Annotated in this window: 19 protein-coding genes and 1 pseudogene; 3 read left to right on the forward strand and 17 right to left on the reverse strand. The window is 55.0% G+C overall.

Translation table 11 applies throughout. The features are described 5' to 3' along the window. The 4 genes and pseudogenes from HMCN_RS19400 to HMCN_RS0113305 all read right to left on the reverse strand — a co-directional run. Positions 1-127, reverse strand: a pseudogene (locus HMCN_RS19400) (S49 family peptidase); the annotation flags it as partial. Positions 128-279: 152 nt separating this feature from the next. Beyond that, positions 280-618 carry a Rieske (2Fe-2S) protein gene (locus HMCN_RS18800; protein ID WP_369792152.1) on the reverse strand — a complete coding sequence of 113 codons (339 nt, stop codon included), beginning with the start codon at positions 616-618 and terminating at the stop codon, positions 280-282. A gap of 40 nt (positions 619-658) precedes the next feature. Next, positions 659-1,318, reverse strand: coding sequence for an HAD-IIIA family hydrolase (locus tag HMCN_RS0113300; protein ID WP_025917852.1), 660 nt, complete (start codon positions 1,316-1,318; stop codon positions 659-661). Positions 1,319-1,394: 76 nt separating this feature from the next. Continuing rightward, positions 1,395-2,417, reverse strand: coding sequence for an RluA family pseudouridine synthase (locus HMCN_RS0113305; protein ID WP_025917853.1), 1,023 nt, complete (start codon positions 2,415-2,417; stop codon positions 1,395-1,397). A gap of 579 nt (positions 2,418-2,996) precedes the next feature. On the opposite strand from HMCN_RS0113305, the gene HMCN_RS0113310 reads away from it, so the two are divergent. Next, complete coding sequence (locus HMCN_RS0113310; RefSeq protein WP_025917854.1) at positions 2,997-5,960, forward strand: Rne/Rng family ribonuclease; 2,964 nt, start codon at positions 2,997-2,999, stop codon at positions 5,958-5,960. A gap of 403 nt (positions 5,961-6,363) precedes the next feature. Here the strand turns inward: HMCN_RS0113310 and HMCN_RS0113315 are convergent, their stop codons facing one another. The 7 genes from HMCN_RS0113315 to rpsP all read right to left on the reverse strand — a co-directional run bounded on the left by HMCN_RS0113315 (position 6,364) and on the right by rpsP (position 10,844). Then, positions 6,364-6,696, reverse strand: coding sequence for a DUF3579 domain-containing protein (locus HMCN_RS0113315; RefSeq protein ID WP_025917855.1), 333 nt, complete (start codon positions 6,694-6,696; stop codon positions 6,364-6,366). A 162-nt stretch (positions 6,697-6,858) separates the two neighbouring features. After that, positions 6,859-7,815: a CobD/CbiB family protein gene (locus HMCN_RS0113320; RefSeq protein WP_025917856.1), complete on the reverse strand. Its 957-nt coding sequence runs from the start codon at positions 7,813-7,815 to the stop codon at positions 6,859-6,861. 176 nt (positions 7,816-7,991) lie between these two features. After that, positions 7,992-8,663 (reverse strand): CoA pyrophosphatase, encoded by a 672-nt coding sequence (locus tag HMCN_RS0113325; protein ID WP_025917857.1) that lies wholly within the window; start codon positions 8,661-8,663, stop codon positions 7,992-7,994. A gap of 72 nt (positions 8,664-8,735) precedes the next feature. Further along, positions 8,736-9,119, reverse strand: a complete 384-nt coding sequence (gene rplS / locus HMCN_RS0113330) for a 50S ribosomal protein L19 (RefSeq protein WP_025917858.1) — start codon at positions 9,117-9,119, stop codon at positions 8,736-8,738. Between the two features lie 112 nt (positions 9,120-9,231). Then, the gene (trmD, locus tag HMCN_RS0113335; RefSeq protein ID WP_025917859.1) at positions 9,232-9,978 is read right to left on the reverse strand and encodes a tRNA (guanosine(37)-N1)-methyltransferase TrmD; all 747 of its coding nucleotides are present in this window, start codon (positions 9,976-9,978) and stop codon (positions 9,232-9,234) included. Between the two features lie 56 nt (positions 9,979-10,034). Beyond that, positions 10,035-10,565: a ribosome maturation factor RimM gene (rimM, locus tag HMCN_RS0113340; RefSeq protein WP_025917860.1), complete on the reverse strand. Its 531-nt coding sequence runs from the start codon at positions 10,563-10,565 to the stop codon at positions 10,035-10,037. A 27-nt stretch (positions 10,566-10,592) separates the two neighbouring features. Further along, the gene (gene rpsP / locus HMCN_RS0113345) at positions 10,593-10,844 is read right to left on the reverse strand and encodes a 30S ribosomal protein S16 (RefSeq protein WP_025917861.1); all 252 of its coding nucleotides are present in this window, start codon (positions 10,842-10,844) and stop codon (positions 10,593-10,595) included. A 255-nt stretch (positions 10,845-11,099) separates the two neighbouring features. On the opposite strand from rpsP, the gene HMCN_RS0113350 reads away from it, so the two are divergent. Next, a complete protein-coding gene (locus HMCN_RS0113350) occupies positions 11,100-11,516 on the forward strand; it encodes an NINE protein (protein ID WP_025917862.1) in 417 nt (138 codons plus the stop codon). Positions 11,517-11,529: 13 nt separating this feature from the next. Here the strand turns inward: HMCN_RS0113350 and HMCN_RS0113355 are convergent, their stop codons facing one another. Beyond that, a complete protein-coding gene (locus HMCN_RS0113355; RefSeq protein WP_025917863.1) occupies positions 11,530-12,018 on the reverse strand; it encodes an Lrp/AsnC ligand binding domain-containing protein in 489 nt (162 codons plus the stop codon). A gap of 101 nt (positions 12,019-12,119) precedes the next feature. Between HMCN_RS0113355 and HMCN_RS0113360 the strand changes: the two genes are divergently transcribed. Then, positions 12,120-13,373, forward strand: a complete 1,254-nt coding sequence (locus HMCN_RS0113360; RefSeq protein ID WP_369792153.1) for a D-amino acid dehydrogenase — start codon at positions 12,120-12,122, stop codon at positions 13,371-13,373. A 41-nt stretch (positions 13,374-13,414) separates the two neighbouring features. On the opposite strand, the gene HMCN_RS17795 is transcribed toward HMCN_RS0113360, so the two are convergent. The 5 genes from HMCN_RS17795 to HMCN_RS19590 form a co-directional block, all read right to left on the reverse strand. Further along, the gene (locus HMCN_RS17795) at positions 13,415-13,615 is read right to left on the reverse strand and encodes a DUF1059 domain-containing protein (RefSeq protein WP_035627134.1); all 201 of its coding nucleotides are present in this window, start codon (positions 13,613-13,615) and stop codon (positions 13,415-13,417) included. Between the two features lie 404 nt (positions 13,616-14,019). Continuing rightward, positions 14,020-15,822, reverse strand: a complete 1,803-nt coding sequence (locus HMCN_RS0113370; protein WP_025917865.1) for an acyl-CoA dehydrogenase — start codon at positions 15,820-15,822, stop codon at positions 14,020-14,022. A 172-nt stretch (positions 15,823-15,994) separates the two neighbouring features. After that, positions 15,995-16,924 carry an electron transfer flavoprotein subunit alpha/FixB family protein gene (locus HMCN_RS0113375; protein WP_025917866.1) on the reverse strand — a complete coding sequence of 310 codons (930 nt, stop codon included), beginning with the start codon at positions 16,922-16,924 and terminating at the stop codon, positions 15,995-15,997. A gap of 92 nt (positions 16,925-17,016) precedes the next feature. After that, entirely contained in the window at positions 17,017-17,766 is a 750-nt protein-coding gene (locus tag HMCN_RS0113380; protein WP_025917867.1) for an electron transfer flavoprotein subunit beta/FixA family protein, read from the reverse strand. A gap of 151 nt (positions 17,767-17,917) precedes the next feature. Beyond that, positions 17,918-18,300, reverse strand: a 383-nt coding sequence (locus HMCN_RS19590; RefSeq protein ID WP_035627130.1) for a hypothetical protein, incomplete at its 5' end; no start/stop codon positions are given.

Here is an 18,300-nt window from a genome sequence, read left to right on the forward strand (position 1 = left end):
TTCCCCAGCGACGGCTTGCGCGCTGCTCCCTGATTGTGGAAAAAGCCAGTTTTTCCAATACTTCGCGCTCCCATCCTTCTTTTTTACTATCGGATTTCATTTGATCCATTGAATTCTTGTTGGGCATACTGTCGAAATCATTATCGCTCATGGTTTTAGCTAGTTACGTTTGCCCTGAATGCCGCAAAATGCAAACGCGGTTTCGAAAGCGATTGATAGAATATTTACGAAAAAATGACGAAAAAACCACTATTGCCGTTTACTTGTCCAGATGTGGAATCAGGCCATTGCAGGGCGAATGTAATCATCCGGCTGCCAAAAAATCTGACCATCAACCTCAATGACCGTTATCGCCCGCAGACTCGCCCCACGGCAGGGACCTCCGGCACACTTCCCTGTGCTTGGGGAGTAAAGCGCCCCATGCGTTGAACACATTAAATACGCACCACTGGATTCAAAAAAAACACCCGGATTCCAATCAAGCTCCATTGGAACATGCGCACATCGGTTCAGAAACCCACGCACAACACCTGCATGACGCACCACAAACCCCACGGCATCTTCCCCGCCCGCGGTAACGGGAAAACGCACCCCACTCCCCCCCCTCCCGGACTTCATCCGAACTGCAGATTGGAATAGTTACTTTAGTCATTCTCATCTATGCGTGTCGGCTCAGCCAATCATGCAGCATTGGCACGGAACTGGCAGAAAATAACGGGGCGAATGCTTGCAATTGATGCTCTGGATGCGCGCCATACTCTACAGCAATGCCGGCGGCGCCTGCATTGGCAGCCATCTGCAAATCATGCGTGGTATCGCCAATCATGACCGTACGCTTTATGTCCTGGCCCAGCTCACGGGTTAACTCTTGCAGCATGGCCGGATGCGGCTTGGAAAAGGTTTCGTCAGCGCAACGTGTTGCATCAAACAAGGACAGCAGATTGACTGCGTCAAGAGCCCGGTTCAAGCCGACCCGGCTCTTGCCGGTTGCCACGGCAAGGAAATATCCTTCTTGCGATAACTCGGCCAACATTTCAGGAACGCCCGCAAACAAGGTCAGCGCGTGATCCTGCATCAAATAATGATAGCGATAACGCTCGATCATGCGCGGATAATATTTCGGGTCGACGTTTGGCAATACTGCCTCCATGGCCTCTTGCAAACCCAAACCGATCACCTGCGAAGCCATCCTGTCGTCCGGTACCGGCAAGCCCAGATCCCTGGCCGATGCCTGAATACATTTGGCGATAGCCGCAGTGCTATCCATCAAGGTGCCATCCCAATCGAATACGATTAAATCAAATTGCTTTCTTGCCATTTTTTTGGCAGCGCAGACTGCCAACTCCATTAATTCATATGTTAGTAAAACGTTAGAAGTATTACGCTCGCGAATTTCACTCAGTGCGCTTCAGCGCAGGCGCATCTTCCATACTTTTCAGAAAATTCTCACATTCCGGTGCCAGTGCCGCTTTTAACGTCACAGGCTTGCCGGTTTCAGGATGATTAAAGGTGATCTGATGCGCATGTAGAAACATGCGCTTTAACGCACCGCGCTCGCCTGTCGCCTTCAACAACGCACGATTCAGAGCAAAATCCCCATATTTATCATCGCCAGCGATCGCAAATCCACTTGAAGAGAGATGCACCCTGATCTGGTGCGTTCGGCCAGTTTTTAATTCTGCCTCAAGCAACGCAAACGCACCGTATCTTCTCAATAAAGTAAACACGGTGTGCGATGCCAAACCATCCGCCTGCACCCTTACCCTGCGCTCCCCTTCGGAAGTGGTGTATTTAAACAAGGGCAATTTGACATGCTGCCGCTGATTTTGCCAGTCGCCATGCACCAAAACCAGATACCGCTTGTCGAGTTGACCTTCACGAATTTGTTCATGCAAATTCACCAGGGCCGAGCGCTTTTTCGCCAGTAACAAAATACCAGAGGTGTCGCGGTCCAGCCGATGCACCAGTTCGAGAAATTTTGCATCCGGGCGTGCAGCACGCAACTGCTCTATCACACCATAGCTGACTCCTGAGCCGCCATGCACAGCAACGCCTGCCGGCTTATCAATTACCAAAAGATAATTATCCTCCAGCAAAATTTTGAATTCTGCGCCAGGTACCGACTGCACATTTTTTTCCGACATGCGAATCGGTGGTATACGCACCACATCACCTGCCAGCAACCGGTATGTTTGGTCAATCCGCCCCTTGTTAACGCGAACCTCACCGGAACGCAAAATCCGATAAACATGACTTTTTGGCACACCCTTGCACACACGCAGCAGGAAATTATCGATCCGCTGCCCAGCTTCTTCTTCAGCGATATTCACGAATTGCGCGGGAGACTGGTTTTGCGACTCTCGATGATGAACCGGCTTTTGGTCCTCATTCCCAGAAAATCTCATTAAGTCCTTCATTTTGAATATATAATCATTTCGCTTCGGCGAAAAACCGTTGCAAGTGCAAGAATAATAAAGACATTCTACACAGGGGCGTCTCCACTGGCCTCGCCAATTTGCAAATTCGGTGGAAAAGATGTGTACGCATCATCCTGTGCGAGTCAAGGTTGCACCGTTGTTGTAATCGGATAACGCAAAGGATGCTGGAAAAGATTGCTTGGATTACAAGGATATGTTGCCGGCAAGCTCACCTTCATACTAAACATAAAAAGGAAGCTTGCTGGTTGATGTGGTTGATTACTATTGCCGCTTTCGCTAAACCCATGATTTGTTTAGCTCATTTTAACTGCTCACCGCCACGCATCTGGATCGTTGGATTCGACGACAGATGCATTGCTGGCGATGTGCGCACTCGGCAACCAGATTGACTCCATCCGCGCCCCATGATGAATTCGGCGCCTATGGCTCGTCTTCTTCAGAATAAGGCAATTCCCTCCCCAGGCTATCGTTTCGCGTGCATCCCTGTACATTTGCTGTCTGTGAAAACAAACAGATCAGACAGCATTTAAGCTGACCTTCGGGTCACGGAGCATATACATGAAACGCATGTTGTTTAATGCCACGCAGCAAGAAGAATTGCGCGTTGCCATTGTTGATGGGCAAAAACTCATCGATATCGATATCGAAACCACCGGACGCGAACAGCGCAAGTCGAACATTTACAAGGGCGTCATCACCCGCATCGAGCCATCGCTGGAAGCCTGTTTCGTTAATTATGGAGAAGACCGTCACGGCTTTCTGCCCTTCAAGGAAGTTGCACGCGGCTACTTCAAGGAAGGTGTCGATGTCCGCAATACATCGATAAAGGATGCCTTGCGTGAAGGCCAGGAAATCATGGTGCAGGTGGAAAAAGAGGAGCGCGGCAACAAAGGCGCCGCTCTGACCACCTTCGTTTCCCTGGCTGGCCGCTATCTGGTGCTAATGCCGAACAATCCACGCGGCGGCGGTGTTTCGCGTCGGGTCGAGGGTGAAGACCGCCAGGAACTGCGCGAAACCATGGACAAGTTGGATCTGCCAAGCGGCATGTCCGTCATTGCCCGCACCGCAGGAATCGGCCGCAATGTAGATGAATTGCAATGGGATTTGAACTATCTGATGCAACTCTGGCGCGCGATTGAAGGCGCCGGCAAATCAGCGCCCGGAGCCTTCCTGATTTACCAGGAATCCTCCCTGGTAATTCGCGCCATTCGGGATTATTTCCAGCCGGACATCGGCGAAATCCTGATTGATACCGACGGCATTTATGAGCAGGCACATCAGTTCATGAGCCACGTAATGCCTGACATGGTGCATCGCGTCAAGCGCTACAGCGACGACGTACCGCTGTTTTCACGCTTCCAGATCGAGCATCAGATCGAAACCGCATATTCGCGCACCGTGCCATTGCCGTCCGGCGGCGCGATCGTGATTGACCACACCGAAGCACTGGTATCGGTCGACGTCAACTCGGCGCGCGCAACACGGGGCTCGGACATCGAAACCACTGCCTTCAACACCAACTGCGAAGCGGCCGAGGAAGTTGCCCGTCAATTGCGTCTGCGCGATCTGGGCGGCTTGATCGTGATCGACTTCATCGACATGGAGAACGCGAAAAACCAGCGCGAAGTTGAAACCCGCCTGAAAGACGCACTGCACTACGATCGCGCCCGGGTCCAGATGGGCAAGATTTCCCGTTTCGGCCTGATGGAATTGTCGCGCCAGCGCCTGCGCCCTTCGCTGTCGGAAGGCAGCCATGTGACTTGTCCGCGCTGCAACGGCACCGGCCATATCCGCGACACTGAATCTTCCGCTCTCCAAGTCCTGCGCATCATCCAGGAAGAGGCGATGAAAGAACATTCGGCCGCCATCCATGTACAGGCTCCAGTGGATGTTGCCGCTTTCCTGCTCAATGAAAAACGTGGCGAAATCCTGAAAATCGAAACTCGCCACCGCGTTACCGTGATCCTGATCCCGAACAAGCATCTGGAAACGCCGCACTACAAACTGGAACGCATCAAGCATGACGATCCGCGCCTGGAAGACAGTCAGGCCAGTTATGCGATGGTGGAAGAGGCGGAGACCGATATCAGTTACGACAAGCGCCAGAAAGAGGAAATCAAGCCGCGCCAGGAAGCCGTGGTCAAAGGCATCACGCCATCGCAACCGGCTCCTCTGGTGGATCGCACCCCCGTAGCCGCGCCTTCAGCGGACGCCGCTGCCGATGCAGTAAAAAAACCGGCCAAGGAAGGTTTTTTCAGCAAATTCATCGATTTGCTATTCGGCAAGAAACCGCTCACTACCATTGCCGCTCCGGTAGTTGTCACCCAAGAAAAACCACAACCAAGCCGCGAACGCAATGAGCGCAGCAACCGAGGTCCGCGCAGCCGTGGCGGCCGCAATGGCAAAGACCGCAACAACCGCGAAGAACGTGAAGCTGTACGGCTTGATGTACGCGACGAAGCTGTCAAGCCAGCCGCCGCCGAGATCGCGGAAGCACGACCAGCGCGTCCGCCGCGTCAGCCTAGGCCACCGCGCGAAGCCGGGGAAGGAAATGAAGGCCGTCGCGGCCGCAGCAGTGGCGAGCGTCAACAACGCAGCCGCGATGAAAGCAAGGAGTCCGATGCTGCGGAGCCGAAAATTGACGAAACACTACCGCTTGCAGCACCATCATTAGTCACAGGAGCCAGCGTCGCTGCAACCGCTATTGCAGCGGCAATACCGGCATCTGACGCGATTAATGCCCGCGAGTTGACTACGGAGGAAGATGCGGCTCTGGAAGACACAGAAGCCGGCGAGCAAGGCGATGAGCCGCGCCGCCGTCGCCGTCGTGGCGGACGTAACCGCAATCGTCGCGACCGTGAAACAAGCGACCAGCTCGAATCCGGTGATATCGCTGCTCCTGCAGGGCCAACGGAAGCAACTGCCGAATCAAGCTGGGCCAACATGGTGCAGTCGACCCCGGTAGTATCTGACACGACATCCATCGTTGCACCGGCTGTCGCCCAGACCGAGGTCGCGCCTGAAATCGCGACACTGGCCGTCATTACTCCGGCACCTATCGAAGCTGCTGCAACAGAAACGAACACAAGCGAATCTGCTGCGTCGAGTGAGTTAACCGCTCCGGCTGAGTTGGTTGCGCCGGCTGAGTTGGTTGCTCCGGTTGAAATGGTTGCTCCGGTTGAAATGGTTGCTCCGGTTGAAATGGTTGCTCCGGTTGAAATGGTTGCGCCGGTTGAGTTGGTTGCGCCGGTTGAGTTGGTTGCTCCGGTTGAAGCAACCGCACCAGCTGAAGCTGCAACCCTGCCTACAATCTCTACGGTTTCGACGCCAAGTCCCGCCACTGATTTGCAGCAAATGCTTGCTGCAGCGGGACTGACGCAAGCCTCTACGAACCCGGAAAAATTGCGCGCAGCGCAGGAATCTGCAGCAAGAATCGCCCCTCCCGCAGTAGTGCATCGGGAGCGCAAGCCTTTGCCGCCGTTATCGACAGAACCTTTGTCACAGGTCGAAACACGCAATTAATCTGAGGGGGCAATTTTCATTTCAACGACAAGAGCCCGGTGTCAGATGTGAAAAAGGAGAGCCAAGGCTCTCCTTTTTCACATCTGCTTGCAGTTGCAAGCAGATGTCCACAAATACACAAAAAAAATAGGGCGGGCGAAGCCGACGCACTTTGCCCGTACCAGAACGGCAGTTGCACCGCCCAGTCTACCGACTAGAGTATATTTAATTTACGTAATAAATACGTGGGAAGAACCATTAAAATAAGGATACTCCCTATTTTATGAAAATCACCGACATGTAGGGAAGTTCGCGTTTTTCGTAGGCAGGTGCACAACGTCAGTTAGCAACAACGTCGATTGAAGGGTGATTTTTCAGCAGCAGGCTGGCAGATATAGCCGTGGATGATGCCTGGCAAGAAATTTCAGATTTTTTTCTCGTCTGAATCAGGCAACAAACAGGCATCAACCACCTGGAGATCATTATCCTTGGCAAAATTCACAACGAAATGATATGCCAATGGTTCAATCAGGCGTAATTCCTCGTTCACCACCACCGAACGTATACCGTTGAGCAGGATCGGTCGGACATAGGGCGAATACTGCAGGTGGGCATTCCTGCCGCCATCCTGCCGAAAGCAGGACATGGCGCCACATAAACGCTCGGACCAGTCGCTTGGGCGAAATTGTTTTCCATTATGAGTAATGCCGAGTATGAAAAACTCTTTGGTGATCGGATCTGTATCGTTATGAGCCATGTTTGCAGCTGATTTCTATAGCATCTGCTATCCAATTTTGCTTGCCGCCATTGTGTGGCACCAAGCTTTCAAGATTCTTACGTATTATATCTTATAGAAGACTTGTGCGCGAAAAGGCAAACCACGATATGAAATCAAGGACAGCCAATAACTGCTGACCGCTTAACCCAGCCAGACTGCGATCGACAATAGCAAGAGCAGCAGCATCCAGAGCAAGAGTGCGCGCCACACCAGGCCCACCGTACTCTGCAGCGCACGGATCGAGGGCTCGTCCCCGGGCGCGCTGTCGGCCTCAACGGCGATCGAATCCACGATTGCCGCATCAACAGGCAATATATCAGTCGCATTTTCCAGCGGCGTGCCAAGCCGAAAGCCCATCGCACCGCCGCCAGAGGAAAGGATGATGCCAATCGCTTCATCTTTCCAGTTACCGGCAAAATTGCGCCAGGCATAGATGGCATCTTCAAAATTACCCACTATCGCAAATGCCACTGCCGTTAAACGCACCGGAATCCAGTCAATAAAATAAAACGCGCGGGCAGAAAATTGGCCAAACATTTCGCTGCCCACACGATTCGGGTCATTCCAGGCGCGCGCCAGATATTCGGCAACGCGATACATGACTGCGCATGCAGGGCCCAGCGGCATCAGGAACCAGAAAAATACACCGAATACATTCCGATGCGTGGAGATCAAGGCTTTTTCAACCGCTATTCTCGATATTTCAGCCACTTCCATTCCGGCTGTATCCTGCCGTGTCCATTCCGCCAACAAGTTACGTGCAGTCGCATCGTCTCCGGCATTCAAGGCCAATTGAATCGAAGTAAAGAAATGGCTGTAGTGCCTGAAACCGAGCGTCAGATACACAATACAGACATTCCAGGCAAAAGCTGCAATTGGGCCGATCTTGATGCACAGCCAGTAAATCAGTATGGTCGGCACCATCAGCGCCAGCATCATGAAAATCCAGCCACGCTGCCCATGACGCGCCTGCCCCGCATTGAACCAGCCTTCCATACGGACTGCCAAAGCCTTGATTTCGGTATAAATCGGATTGTCCGCGCGTAACGGCTTGAGTTGCTCAATCAACAAAGCGCAAAGTATGGAAAGAAAAGTCATTGGAGCATCTTAAAGATCAGCGAAACTCTACCTTAACCTAGCGTGCCAATAGAATCAAACAGCTTTATGCGGTCAGAAACCAGAGAGCTGACGATCTGTTGAGAAAGGCAGTTTTGTAGTCGGAATTTGCGGCAGGCGATGCTGCCCGATATCGGTTGCGTACCATAGCGACAATATCAGGCTCTCAAAAAGTGGAACAGGTTGCGCAACATGCCCGCGGTCGCACCCCAGATGAAAAATCGCTGATAAGGCATGGCGTAGAATGTCCGGCGACCTAGGCCTAATGGAAACTCGGCTATGCGCCGCTGATGATGCGCTCCATCCATCAGGAATGAGAGCGGAACCTCAAAAACTTCGGCAACTTCAAAAGGGTCGGGCTGCAAAGAAAATGGAGGCGTTACGATGGAGACCACCGGCGTGACGAGATAACCGGTGACGGTGCAATAGTCCGGCAAGATGCCAAGCACATCCAGATGACTGCGATGAATGCCAACTTCCTCTTCGGTTTCCCGCAATGCGGTCTCGATTGCCGACGCATCTGTTTTCTCGGCACGACCGCCGGGAAAACTAACCTGCCCGGGATGATCGTGCAAATGTGCAGAACGCTGGGTCAGAAGCAAAGTCATCCCATCCTCTCTGGCCACCAGAGGAATCAGAACCGAGGCCGGGCGCAACGGCAATTTCTGCAAGAGCAAGTTGTGCTCGTCCGTGATTTCGGGTTGCCACACCGGCGGCTTGGCAAAACGCTGCCGCAACCACTGCGCCACCAGATGTTCCGATGGCACCGCCAATTCGCCTGCAATCGACGCCACTGGCGCAACTTTCGGATCAAAAATCAGCTTGGACAAAATCACCCCTACTTCACCATACAAAAAAGGGCACCATCGGCGCCCTTTCTCAAACAAAATGTATCCGTAATGTTACGCGGATTGTTTTGTCGCAGTACGACGATTTGGCAATTTTTCTTTAATACGCGCGGATTTACCCGAACGCTCACGCAAATAATACAGCTTGGCGCGGCGCACATCACCGCGACGCTTAACTTCAATTGAAGCGATCAATGGAGAATACAACTGGAACGTACGCTCGACGCCTTCGCCAGAAGAAATTTTGCGCACGATGAAGTTGGAATTCAAGCCGCGGTTGCGGCGTGAAATAACCACACCTTCGTAAGCCTGTGCGCGCTTGCGCGTGCCTTCGACCACGTTCACATTAACGATGACGGTATCGCCAGGTGCAAAGTCAGGGATATTCTTACCCAGACGAGCAATTTCTTCTTGCTCAAGTTGTTGAATCAAATTCATTTTCAGCTCCATATGCCATCTTGCTGGCGCACCCGGCTTGTTGCCTTGGCCCAGTAGAGGATGGGATTAAACATGCGACAAACCAAATGCTTTAGCCGCCCTTTACTACCAACTACAAACACCTTAAAAATTTTTCGTCCGCAACTGTCAACAAACCTTGCTCGCGCGCCTTGGCAAGCAGGTCGGGCCGTTTTCTGGCAGTTGCTGCGAGCGCTTGCTGACGCCGCCACTTCTGGATATCCGCATGATTGCCGCCTAACAGCACCGGCGGCACCAGCACATCATGGTAACGCTCCGGCCGCGTATAGTGCGGGCAATCGAGCAAGCCATTGACAAAGCTGTCTTCAATCGCCGATGCATCGTCGTGCAACACACCGGGCAATTGCCGGATAATGGCATCCATCAAGGCCATTGCCGGCAATTCGCCGCCCGACAGAACAAAATCGCCGAGACTGATTTCCTCGTCCACGCAAGCATCCAGCAGACGCTGATCCACTGCTTCATAACGTCCGCACAACAACACCAGACCTGGCTGACCGGTCAGACCCATCACGCATTCATGGGTCAGCGTCTTGCCTTGCGGCGACAGATACACCACCTTCGGCACCGGCAGCCCCAACGCATCCTGACGCTGCCGGGCAGCGCCGATTGCAGCATCCAGAGGCTCGGCCAGCATCACCATTCCGGGGCCGCCGCCGTAGGGCCGGTCATCCACGGTGCGATGTTTGTCACGGGTAAACTGACGCGGGTTCCACAACGTCAAATCACATTTTTTTTGTTCAAATGCCCGCCGCGTGACACCGGACTGCGTCAGCGCAACGAACATCTCGGGAAAAAGCGTGACGACATCAAATTGCATCCCGCCCTCCTATTCCCGACAAAGCTGGCCAGACTAAAGCCATGGCGCCCCAGAATTTAATAATCCAAACCCCAGTCGGCGATAATTTTCCGCGCCTGCAAATCAACTGCCTTGACGAATTGATCGACAAAAGGAATCAACAACTCGCGAGCAGGCTTGCCATCAACTTGAGATTCGGCCACCGCCACACGCAAAATCGGATGCGCGCCGTTACTCATCAAATCCCTGACCACGCCGAGAGACGCACCCGCCAGGTCATTGACATCCAGACCGATCAAATCAATCCAGTAGAATTCGCCATCGGCCAGCGCCGGGAAGTGACTGCGGGGAATCTGTATGGTTGTGCCTTTCAGCGCTTCGGCCGCATCACGACCAGAAACCCCCACCAATTGCGCGACAACATCGTCGCCGTGCAACTTCGCCTGCATCACATCGACATCATGCACATCAGGCCGGTCCAGCCACCATGTCTTCGCGCTCAGCAGCGCATCGGCATCGGCAGAATAAGGCCGGATACGAACCCAGCCGTGAATTCCGTAGGCGCCAGACACATAGCCCACCAGCACCAGATCGGCGGGAACTTGCATTCCCGCTGCAATTTTCAGCGACAATTTTTACGCAGCTACTTTTTTGCCAGCACCAACCAGACGAGCTACTGTAGGCGACAATTGCGCGCCCACGCCCTGCCAGTATGCCAGGCGGTCTTGCACGACACGAAACGGCTCTTCGCCACCGGCTGCCATCGGATTATAAAAACCGATGCGCTCGATGAAACGACCGTCGCGGCGATTGCGCGAATCAGTTGCCACGATATTGAAGAAAGGGCGCTTTTTTGCGCCTCCACGGGATAAACGAATGACGACCATATTTATTTCCAAAAAAGTGTTCGAATGCGGAAAAAGCCGTAAATTATAGCCCGGTTACCACTTCTTCCGCAACAAGAAACATGCGGCACACTGGGCGCGGCCCCAACCCATGTCAGAATCTTCCGTGCGGCCCAATCAATATTGCGCATTAAGCAGATACTCTACGGTGCATTTTTAAATTCGCTCAAAATACATGTGGAAAACCATAAATTTCAAGACATACTCCATTCATTAAATATCGATGATTGATAACCCATGAGCCCCCGCCATAAAAACAAGACCGTTGCCACTTTTTTAGCCACCTTCCTCGGCGGCCTGGGCGTCCATCGCGTGTATTTACATGGCTGGCAAGACAAATGGGCCTGGCTGCACTTCATCAGCCTTCCGGTCTCCGCACTGATCGCCATGATGGCACCCGATCAACCCTTGATGTTTACCGGCAGTCCGTTCGTTCTGTCCGTGCTGGCGGGGTGCATTGCATCGCTGACAATCGGCGTCACGCCCGACAGTGCATGGGACGCCCGCTTCAATCCCGGTTCCGGCCGCCAGTCGATGTCGGACTGGCCTTTGGCGGTATTGCTGGTACTCACTGTCGGCGTCGGTGCGACTGCATTGATTGCGGCAATGGCGCGCATCTCGGACCTGCTATTAACCGGCGGCGCCTTCGGATAAGCCTGCCTGAGAATCATGCCTCGGTCGGCAGCATCAACGTTTCCTTGACCTCCTCCATCACGACGAAACTTTTTGACTGCGTCACTCCCGGCAGCTGCAACAGGATGTCGCCCAGCAGTTTGCGGTATTGGCCGATTTCCTTGATGCGTGCCTTGATGATGTAATCGAAATCGCCCGACACCAGATGGCACTCCAGTACCTGCGGAATCCGCACCACTTCGCGCCGGAAATCATCAAAAGTCCGCCCCGATTTGGCCGACAGCGTGATTTCGACAAACACCAGTAAACCGGCATCCAGCGCCAGTGGATTTACACGCGCATGGTAGCCGGCAATGATACCGTCCCGTTCCATGCGCTTGACGCGCTCGATGCAGGGCGTGATGGTCAGGCCAACCGCATCGGCCAACTCCGTCATCGCCATGCGGCCGTCCTGTTGCAATAGCATCAATATCTTGCGATCGAGTTTGTCCAGAGTACGAACTGGCTGTCGTTGCGTACGCATTATTTTTTCCTTTAAAACACAAAAATACATGAACTATTTACTATATTGTAATCACTAATATAGTAATACTTAATAATATATATGCATATTTTCAGGAGATTGTGATGCGGATTCTAGTTCTTGGGGCAGGCGTGGTCGGGGTTACCAGCGCCTGGTATCTGGCACGTGCCGGGCACGACGTGACTGTCATCGAGCGCCAGCCCGAAGCCGCACTGGAAACCAGTTTCGGCAACGCCGGACAAATATCCCCCGGCTACGCGTCGCCGTGGGCCGGCCCGGGCGTACCGGCAAAGGCGATCAAGTGGCTGTTGCAAAAACATCCGCCGCTGTCGCTCAAGCCCGACGGCTCGCTGTTTCAGTTGCAATGGCTGACCCAGATGCTGGCCAACTGTACCGAAAAACGTTATGCAGTCAACAAAGCGCGCATGGTGCGCCTGGCCGAATACAGCCGAGATTGCTTCAAGGCAATCAGATCCGACACCGGCATCGATTACGAAGGCCGTCAGCAAGGCACGCTGCAAGTGTTCCGCACCCAGAAGCAAATGGATGATACCGCCAAGGACATCGCGGTCCTGCAGGAAATGGGAGTGCCGTTCGAATTGCTCGGCAGAAATGAACTGAAGCGAGCCGAACCGGCGCTGGAACAGGTAAAAGAAAAATTGAGCGGCGGCCTGCGCCTGCCCAACGACGAGACCGGCGACTGCCAGCTCTTCACCACCAAACTGGCGGCGCTGGCGCAAGCTGCCGGCGTCCGTTTTCTGTTCAACCGCAGCGTTGACGGCTTGATAATCGAAGGCGGCAGACTCAAAGGCGTCCGCTCGGCTGGCGAAACCCTGGCAGCGGATGCAACCGTGGTGTCGCTCGGCAGTTTCTCCACCGCCCTGCTGCGCGGCATGGTGGATATCCCGGTTTACCCCGTCAAAGGCTACTCGATCACGGTACCGATTACCGATGCCGCAGCAGCGCCGGTCTCAACCATTCTGGATGAAACCTACAAGGTTGCAGTAACCCGCTTCAATGACCGCATCCGGGTCGGCGGCATGGCCAATCTGGTCGGCTATGACATGGAACTGCACGACAGCCGGCGCGCCACTCTTGAACACGTCTTAACGGATTTGTTCCCGCGCGGCGCCGATATCAGTCAAACCAGCTTCTGGACTGGGCTACGGCCGATGACGCCGGATGGGACGCCAATTGTCGGCTCAACCGCCATCCCCGGCCTCTGGATCAATACCGGCCACGGTACCTTGGGCTGGACCATGTCATGCGGCTCGGGACAATTGCTGGCGGATTTAATCTCAAGCAAGACGCCAGCCATTGCAGCGGACGATTTGGGCGTGCGCAGGTATGGGTAAAGCTGAAGCCTGCAACTTGCACATCAGACTTTCGGGTTGTGTCAGCGCTTGATCGGTGGCGTGCCCTCCTTGAACAATTGTTGCAGCTGCGCACGCAATTCCGGCGAATCCTGATGCTGGTGCACCGCGACCGCATGTTGCACGGCTGCATCCAGCAACTCTTTGTCGGTATCCGCACTGATCGCTACCGTGCAGTTCATATCGCTCGGGAACTCTCGGCAATCAATGTATTTTCGAGACATGTCAACCTCCGCATCAAGCAAGTGATCCGGCTCCTGGCGCAAGATTCCAATGGCGTCCGCCCGGCCGGATCGTACGCATAAATTGAGCGCACACTTATTTATAGACGCAGCGCATCCTTCGCACAAGGCATGATGCATCACAAAGTCACGCACGCCAGACCCCGATCAAGCAGCATGGCGACCAGCAAAAAGGGCAGCCTCCCGGCTGCCCTTTACATCAAGAAATAGTGCAAATCAGATCGCTGATATTGCGCTTTTTCAATCAAAAACACGAACAGGCATCAGATTCCAACAAGCATTGCGAAAAACAGGAGTATCGCCATTTCCATGGCATTCCCCGCACATATTCATTGCGGGTATAAATATACTCTTGAAAATACGAAAAATTCGCAATACCGGCCGGATCAGAACTGATCTTCGCTCAGTGCCAACACGCCTGCGCTGCCTGCGACAACCGCCGTACGATAACCGCTTGCCTGCGACAGGATGTGATCGGCAAAGAAACGCGCGGTACCGATTTTGGCCCGATAGAAGCTGACATCGCCCTCGCCTGCCTGCAACTTCTGATCGGCAATCAGGGCCGCACGCGCCATTTGCCAACCGCCGAGCACGACGCCGGCCAGCTTCAGATACGGTACCGAACCGGCGAATACCGCCTTGATATCGGACTTCATGTTGCCTGCCACATAAGAGACAACTTCTTCCAGCGCAGCCGCGCCGGCCGCCAGTTGCGCGCCGATCGCGGCCAGGTCGGCTGATGAATGTTGCGCGCAGCGCGCCGCCAGCGCCGCTTCCGTTGCACGCACCTCGGCGATGATTGCCTTGGCGGTTGCGCCGCCATCGCGCACCGTTTTGCGGCCGACCAGATCATTGGCCTGGATCGCGGTGGTGCCTTCGTAGATGGTCAGGATCCGGGCATCGCGATAATGCTGCGCAGCGCCGGTCTCCTCGATGAAGCCCATGCCGCCATGTACCTGCACGCCGGTCGAGGTCACGTCCAGCGACATCTCGGTCGACCAGCCCTTGACGATCGGCACCAGGTATTCGTAGACAGCCTGGCAGGTCTTGCGCGTCGCATCGTCCGCATGGTGATGCGCGGTGTCGGACGCGGCGGCGGCAACGTATGCCAGCGCGCGCGCGGCTTCGATCTGGGCCCGCATCGACATCAGCATGCGGCGCACGTCCGGATGATGGATGATCGCAACCGGCCCGGCGGAGCCGGCCAGGTCGCGCGACTGGACGCGGTCGCGGGCGAACTGCACCGCTTTCTGGTAAGCGCGCTCGGCGACCGCGACGCCCTGCACGCCGACCGCGAAACGGGCTGCGTTCATCATGATGAACATGTATTCCAGGCCGCGATTTTCCTCGCCGACCAGGGTGCCGACGGCGCCGCCGTGGTCGCCGAATTGCAATACCGCGGTCGGGCTGGCCTTGATGCCGAGCTTGTGTTCGATCGAAACGCAATGCGCATCGTTGCGCGCACCAGGCGAGCCGTCGGCATTGACCATGAATTTCGGCACGATGAACAGCGAAATGCCTTTCACGCCTTCCGGTGCATCCGGGGTGCGGGCCAGCACCAGATGGACGATGTTCTCGGCCATGTCGTGTTCACCGTAGGTGATGAAAATCTTGGTGCCGAAGACCTTGTAAGTGCCGTCGCCCTGCGGCACTGCACGGGTGCGCACCGCCGCCAGGTCGGAGCCGGCCTGCGGCTCGGTCAGGTTCATGGTGCCGGTCCATTTGCCGGAAATCAGGTTTTCCAGGTAAATCGCTTTCTGCGCATCGGAGCCGGCCGTCATCAGTGCCTCGATCGCGCCGTCGGTCAGCAACGGGCACAATGCAAACGATAGATTGGCAGAATTGAGCATCTCGATGCACGGCGTAGCTACCAGTTTCGGCAAACCCTGACCGCCGAATTCGGCCGGATGCTGCACGCCTTGCCAGCCGGCTTCGCCGTAGGCCTTGAACGCTTCCTTGAAACCCTTGGTGGTCGTGACTTGTCCATCGCGCCAAAAGCTCGGCGCCTGGTCGCCGGCCCAGTTCAACGGGGCAATGACTTCGCTGCAGAACTTGGCATTTTCTTCCAGCACCGCTTCAACTGTTTCCGGTGTCGCGTCTGCGCAACCCGGCAAGCCGTTCACGGCAGCCAAACCGGCAAGTTCGTTCAGCGCGAACAGCATATCTTTCAAAGGGGCTACATAACTCATCATCTGACTCCAGTAAATGGAAAAAAAACAGGTCTGTTAGCGATAAGCTCGATAAAAAGCCCATTGCTAAAAGACCCGATCATTATTACCGGTTGACAGGCGCTTGCCTGTCAACCCAGCGACAAAGACCGTAAGTCTTGTCGCCTTCATTACTCAATAGCGCCAGCGCTACTTAACCCAGCTCGGCCACCAGTTGCGGCACGATCTCGAACAGATCGCCGACGATGCCGTAGTCGGCGACCGAGAAGATCGGCGCTTCCGCATCCTTGTTGATGGCAACGATGACTTTCGAATCCTTCATCCCGGCCAGATGCTGGATCGCACCGGAAATGCCGACCGCGATGTACAGCTGCGGCGCGACGATCTTGCCGGTCTGGCCGACTTGCCAGTCGTTCGGCACGAAGCCGGCATCGACTGCCGCGCGCGAGGCGCCCATCGCCGCGCCCAGCCGGTCGGCCAGCGGTTCGAGGATCTTGAAGTTGTCGCCGGAACCCATGCCGCGCCCGCCGGACACGATGACCTTGGCAGCGGTCAGTTCAGGACGGTCGGATTTCGCGACTTCGCGTCCGACGAAGGCGGATTTGCCGGAGTCGGCCACCGCGGCGATGTTTTCAATGGCAGCGGAACCGCCTGCGGCAGCCGCATCGAAGCCGGTGGTACGCACGGTGATGACCTTGACCGGATCGCTCGACTGCACGGTGGCGATCGCATTGCCGGCGTAGATCGGGCGCTCGAAGGTGTCGGGTGCATCGACTTTGGTGATTTCGGAGATCTGGCCGACGTCGAGCTTGGCCGCTACGCGCGGCAGGATATTCTTGCCGTAGGCAGTAGCAGGCGCCAGGATATGGGAATAGCCGCCGGCAATGGCCAGCACTTGTGCGGCCACGTTTTCGGCCAGGCCGTCGGCGAAGGCGGCGGCATCGGCCACCAGCACCTTGGCTACGCCGGCGACTTGGGCCGCCGCCTGGGCGGCAGCGCCGCAATTGTGACCAGCCACCAGGATATGGAGCTCGCTGCCGCAAGCGGCGCCAGCGGTGACGGTGTTCAGCGTGCTTCCTTTTAAGGAAGCGTTGTCGTGTTCAGCAATGACGAGTACAGCCATGATGTTTTCCTAATAACAGGATGAAGTGAGCCGGACGCCGCGCCATGAATTGGCCGGTCGTCCGCAAATAAATCAATGCGTCATTCGATGGATCAAATGACTTTCGCTTCGTTCTTGAGCTTGGCCACCAGCGTAGCAACGTCCGGCACCATGATGCCGGCGCTGCGCTTGGCGGGCTCGACCACTTTCAGGGTCTTCAGGCGGGAACCGACATCGACGCCCAGATCGGCCGGCTTGACGCTGTCGAGCGGCTTTTTCTTGGCTTTCATGATGTTCGGCAGCGTGACGTAGCGCGGCTCGTTCAGGCGCAGGTCGGTGGTGATGATGGCCGGCAGGGTCAGTGCCAGGGTTTCCAGGCCGCCGTCGACTTCCCGGGTGACCGTGACCTTGCCGTCTTCCAGCACGACTTTGGAGGCGAAGGTGGCTTGCGGCCAGCCCAGCAGCGCCGCCAGCATCTGGCCGGTCTGATTGCAGTCGTCGTCGATCGCCTGCTTGCCCAGGATGATCAGTTGCGGCTGCTCCTTGTCGGCCAGCGCTTTCAACAGCTTGGCTACGGCCAGCGGCTGGATGTCGGCTTCGGTTTCAACCAGGATCGCGCGGTCGGCGCCGATCGCCATCGCGGTGCGCAGGGTTTCCTGGCATTGCGCGACGCCGCACGAGATGGCGACGACTTCGGTGACTTTGCCCGCTTCTTTCAGGCGCATCGCTTCTTCGAGCGCGATTTCGTCGAACGGGTTCATCGACATTTTGACGTTGGCGATATCGACGCCGGTGTTGTCTGACTTGACGCGCACCTTGACGTTGTAATCCACCACGCGTTTGACCGGGACCAAGACTTTCATAGTTCTGCCTTTACTGTGCAAATTTGCGAATGAAATTTAATTGACGTTAACGTAAATCGAATGGAATCGAATTATAAAGCGAAACCCGCCTGCTGAGGCACAATTTAGCACGATCGTTCTGTTTATTTTGATCCCTGAATAGGGCTTATTTTCAAAAATCAGTCAAATCCAGGTTTTTCGTCAGTAAATTGTAAGGTTTCATCAAGTTGATGCTGCAGCAGTCTATTTTACATGGGCAATTACCGCAGATTGCGACTAATGCTACAAAACTCAGCATCCAGCCAGCGCGCATAGCCAATTTTGCTGCAGGTTCCACGCAGACTTGATGCAAGCTTGCCTGCTGTTTAACAATTTTCTGCCGCTGCATCGCTGTTTTTTGCGCATCCGATACCGGTGCCAGCACAGTCAATTCCAAACCGGAGATAAAGAACAGGATGACCACGCCATGGTAACCGGCCGCCCATATCGCAGCATCCGGCGGACTGTGCAGAATCTTGCAATTACCGATTATTTGAATGGGTATTACTGAAAATA

This window comes from Herminiimonas sp. CN (genome assembly GCF_000622895.1).
Lineage (GTDB): Bacteria > Pseudomonadota > Gammaproteobacteria > Burkholderiales > Burkholderiaceae_D > AVCC01.

Excerpts from the sequence above, each read along its gene's own strand:
- HMCN_RS18800 (WP_369792152.1), bottom strand. The coding sequence starts at position 618 with ATGAAGTCCGGGAGGGGGGGGAGTGGGGTGCGTTTTCCCGTTACCGCG.
- HMCN_RS0113300 (WP_025917852.1), bottom strand. The coding sequence starts at position 1,318 with ATGGCAAGAAAGCAATTTGATTTAATCGTATTCGATTGGGATGGCACC.
- HMCN_RS0113305 (WP_025917853.1), bottom strand. The coding sequence starts at position 2,417 with ATGAAGGACTTAATGAGATTTTCTGGGAATGAGGACCAAAAGCCGGTT.
- HMCN_RS0113310 (WP_025917854.1), top strand. The coding sequence starts at position 2,997 with ATGAAACGCATGTTGTTTAATGCCACGCAGCAAGAAGAATTGCGCGTT.
- HMCN_RS0113315 (WP_025917855.1), bottom strand. The coding sequence starts at position 6,696 with ATGGCTCATAACGATACAGATCCGATCACCAAAGAGTTTTTCATACTC.
- HMCN_RS0113320 (WP_025917856.1), bottom strand. The coding sequence starts at position 7,815 with ATGACTTTTCTTTCCATACTTTGCGCTTTGTTGATTGAGCAACTCAAG.
- rplS (WP_025917858.1), bottom strand. The coding sequence starts at position 9,119 with ATGAATTTGATTCAACAACTTGAGCAAGAAGAAATTGCTCGTCTGGGT.
- trmD (WP_025917859.1), bottom strand. The coding sequence starts at position 9,978 with ATGCAATTTGATGTCGTCACGCTTTTTCCCGAGATGTTCGTTGCGCTG.
- rimM (WP_025917860.1), bottom strand. The coding sequence starts at position 10,565 with ATGCAAGTTCCCGCCGATCTGGTGCTGGTGGGCTATGTGTCTGGCGCC.
- rpsP (WP_025917861.1), bottom strand. The coding sequence starts at position 10,844 with ATGGTCGTCATTCGTTTATCCCGTGGAGGCGCAAAAAAGCGCCCTTTC.
- HMCN_RS0113350 (WP_025917862.1), top strand. The coding sequence starts at position 11,100 with ATGAGCCCCCGCCATAAAAACAAGACCGTTGCCACTTTTTTAGCCACC.
- HMCN_RS0113355 (WP_025917863.1), bottom strand. The coding sequence starts at position 12,018 with ATGCGTACGCAACGACAGCCAGTTCGTACTCTGGACAAACTCGATCGC.
- HMCN_RS17795 (WP_035627134.1), bottom strand. The coding sequence starts at position 13,615 with ATGTCTCGAAAATACATTGATTGCCGAGAGTTCCCGAGCGATATGAAC.
- HMCN_RS0113370 (WP_025917865.1), bottom strand. The coding sequence starts at position 15,822 with ATGAGTTATGTAGCCCCTTTGAAAGATATGCTGTTCGCGCTGAACGAA.
- HMCN_RS0113375 (WP_025917866.1), bottom strand. The coding sequence starts at position 16,924 with ATGGCTGTACTCGTCATTGCTGAACACGACAACGCTTCCTTAAAAGGA.
- HMCN_RS0113380 (WP_025917867.1), bottom strand. The coding sequence starts at position 17,766 with ATGAAAGTCTTGGTCCCGGTCAAACGCGTGGTGGATTACAACGTCAAG.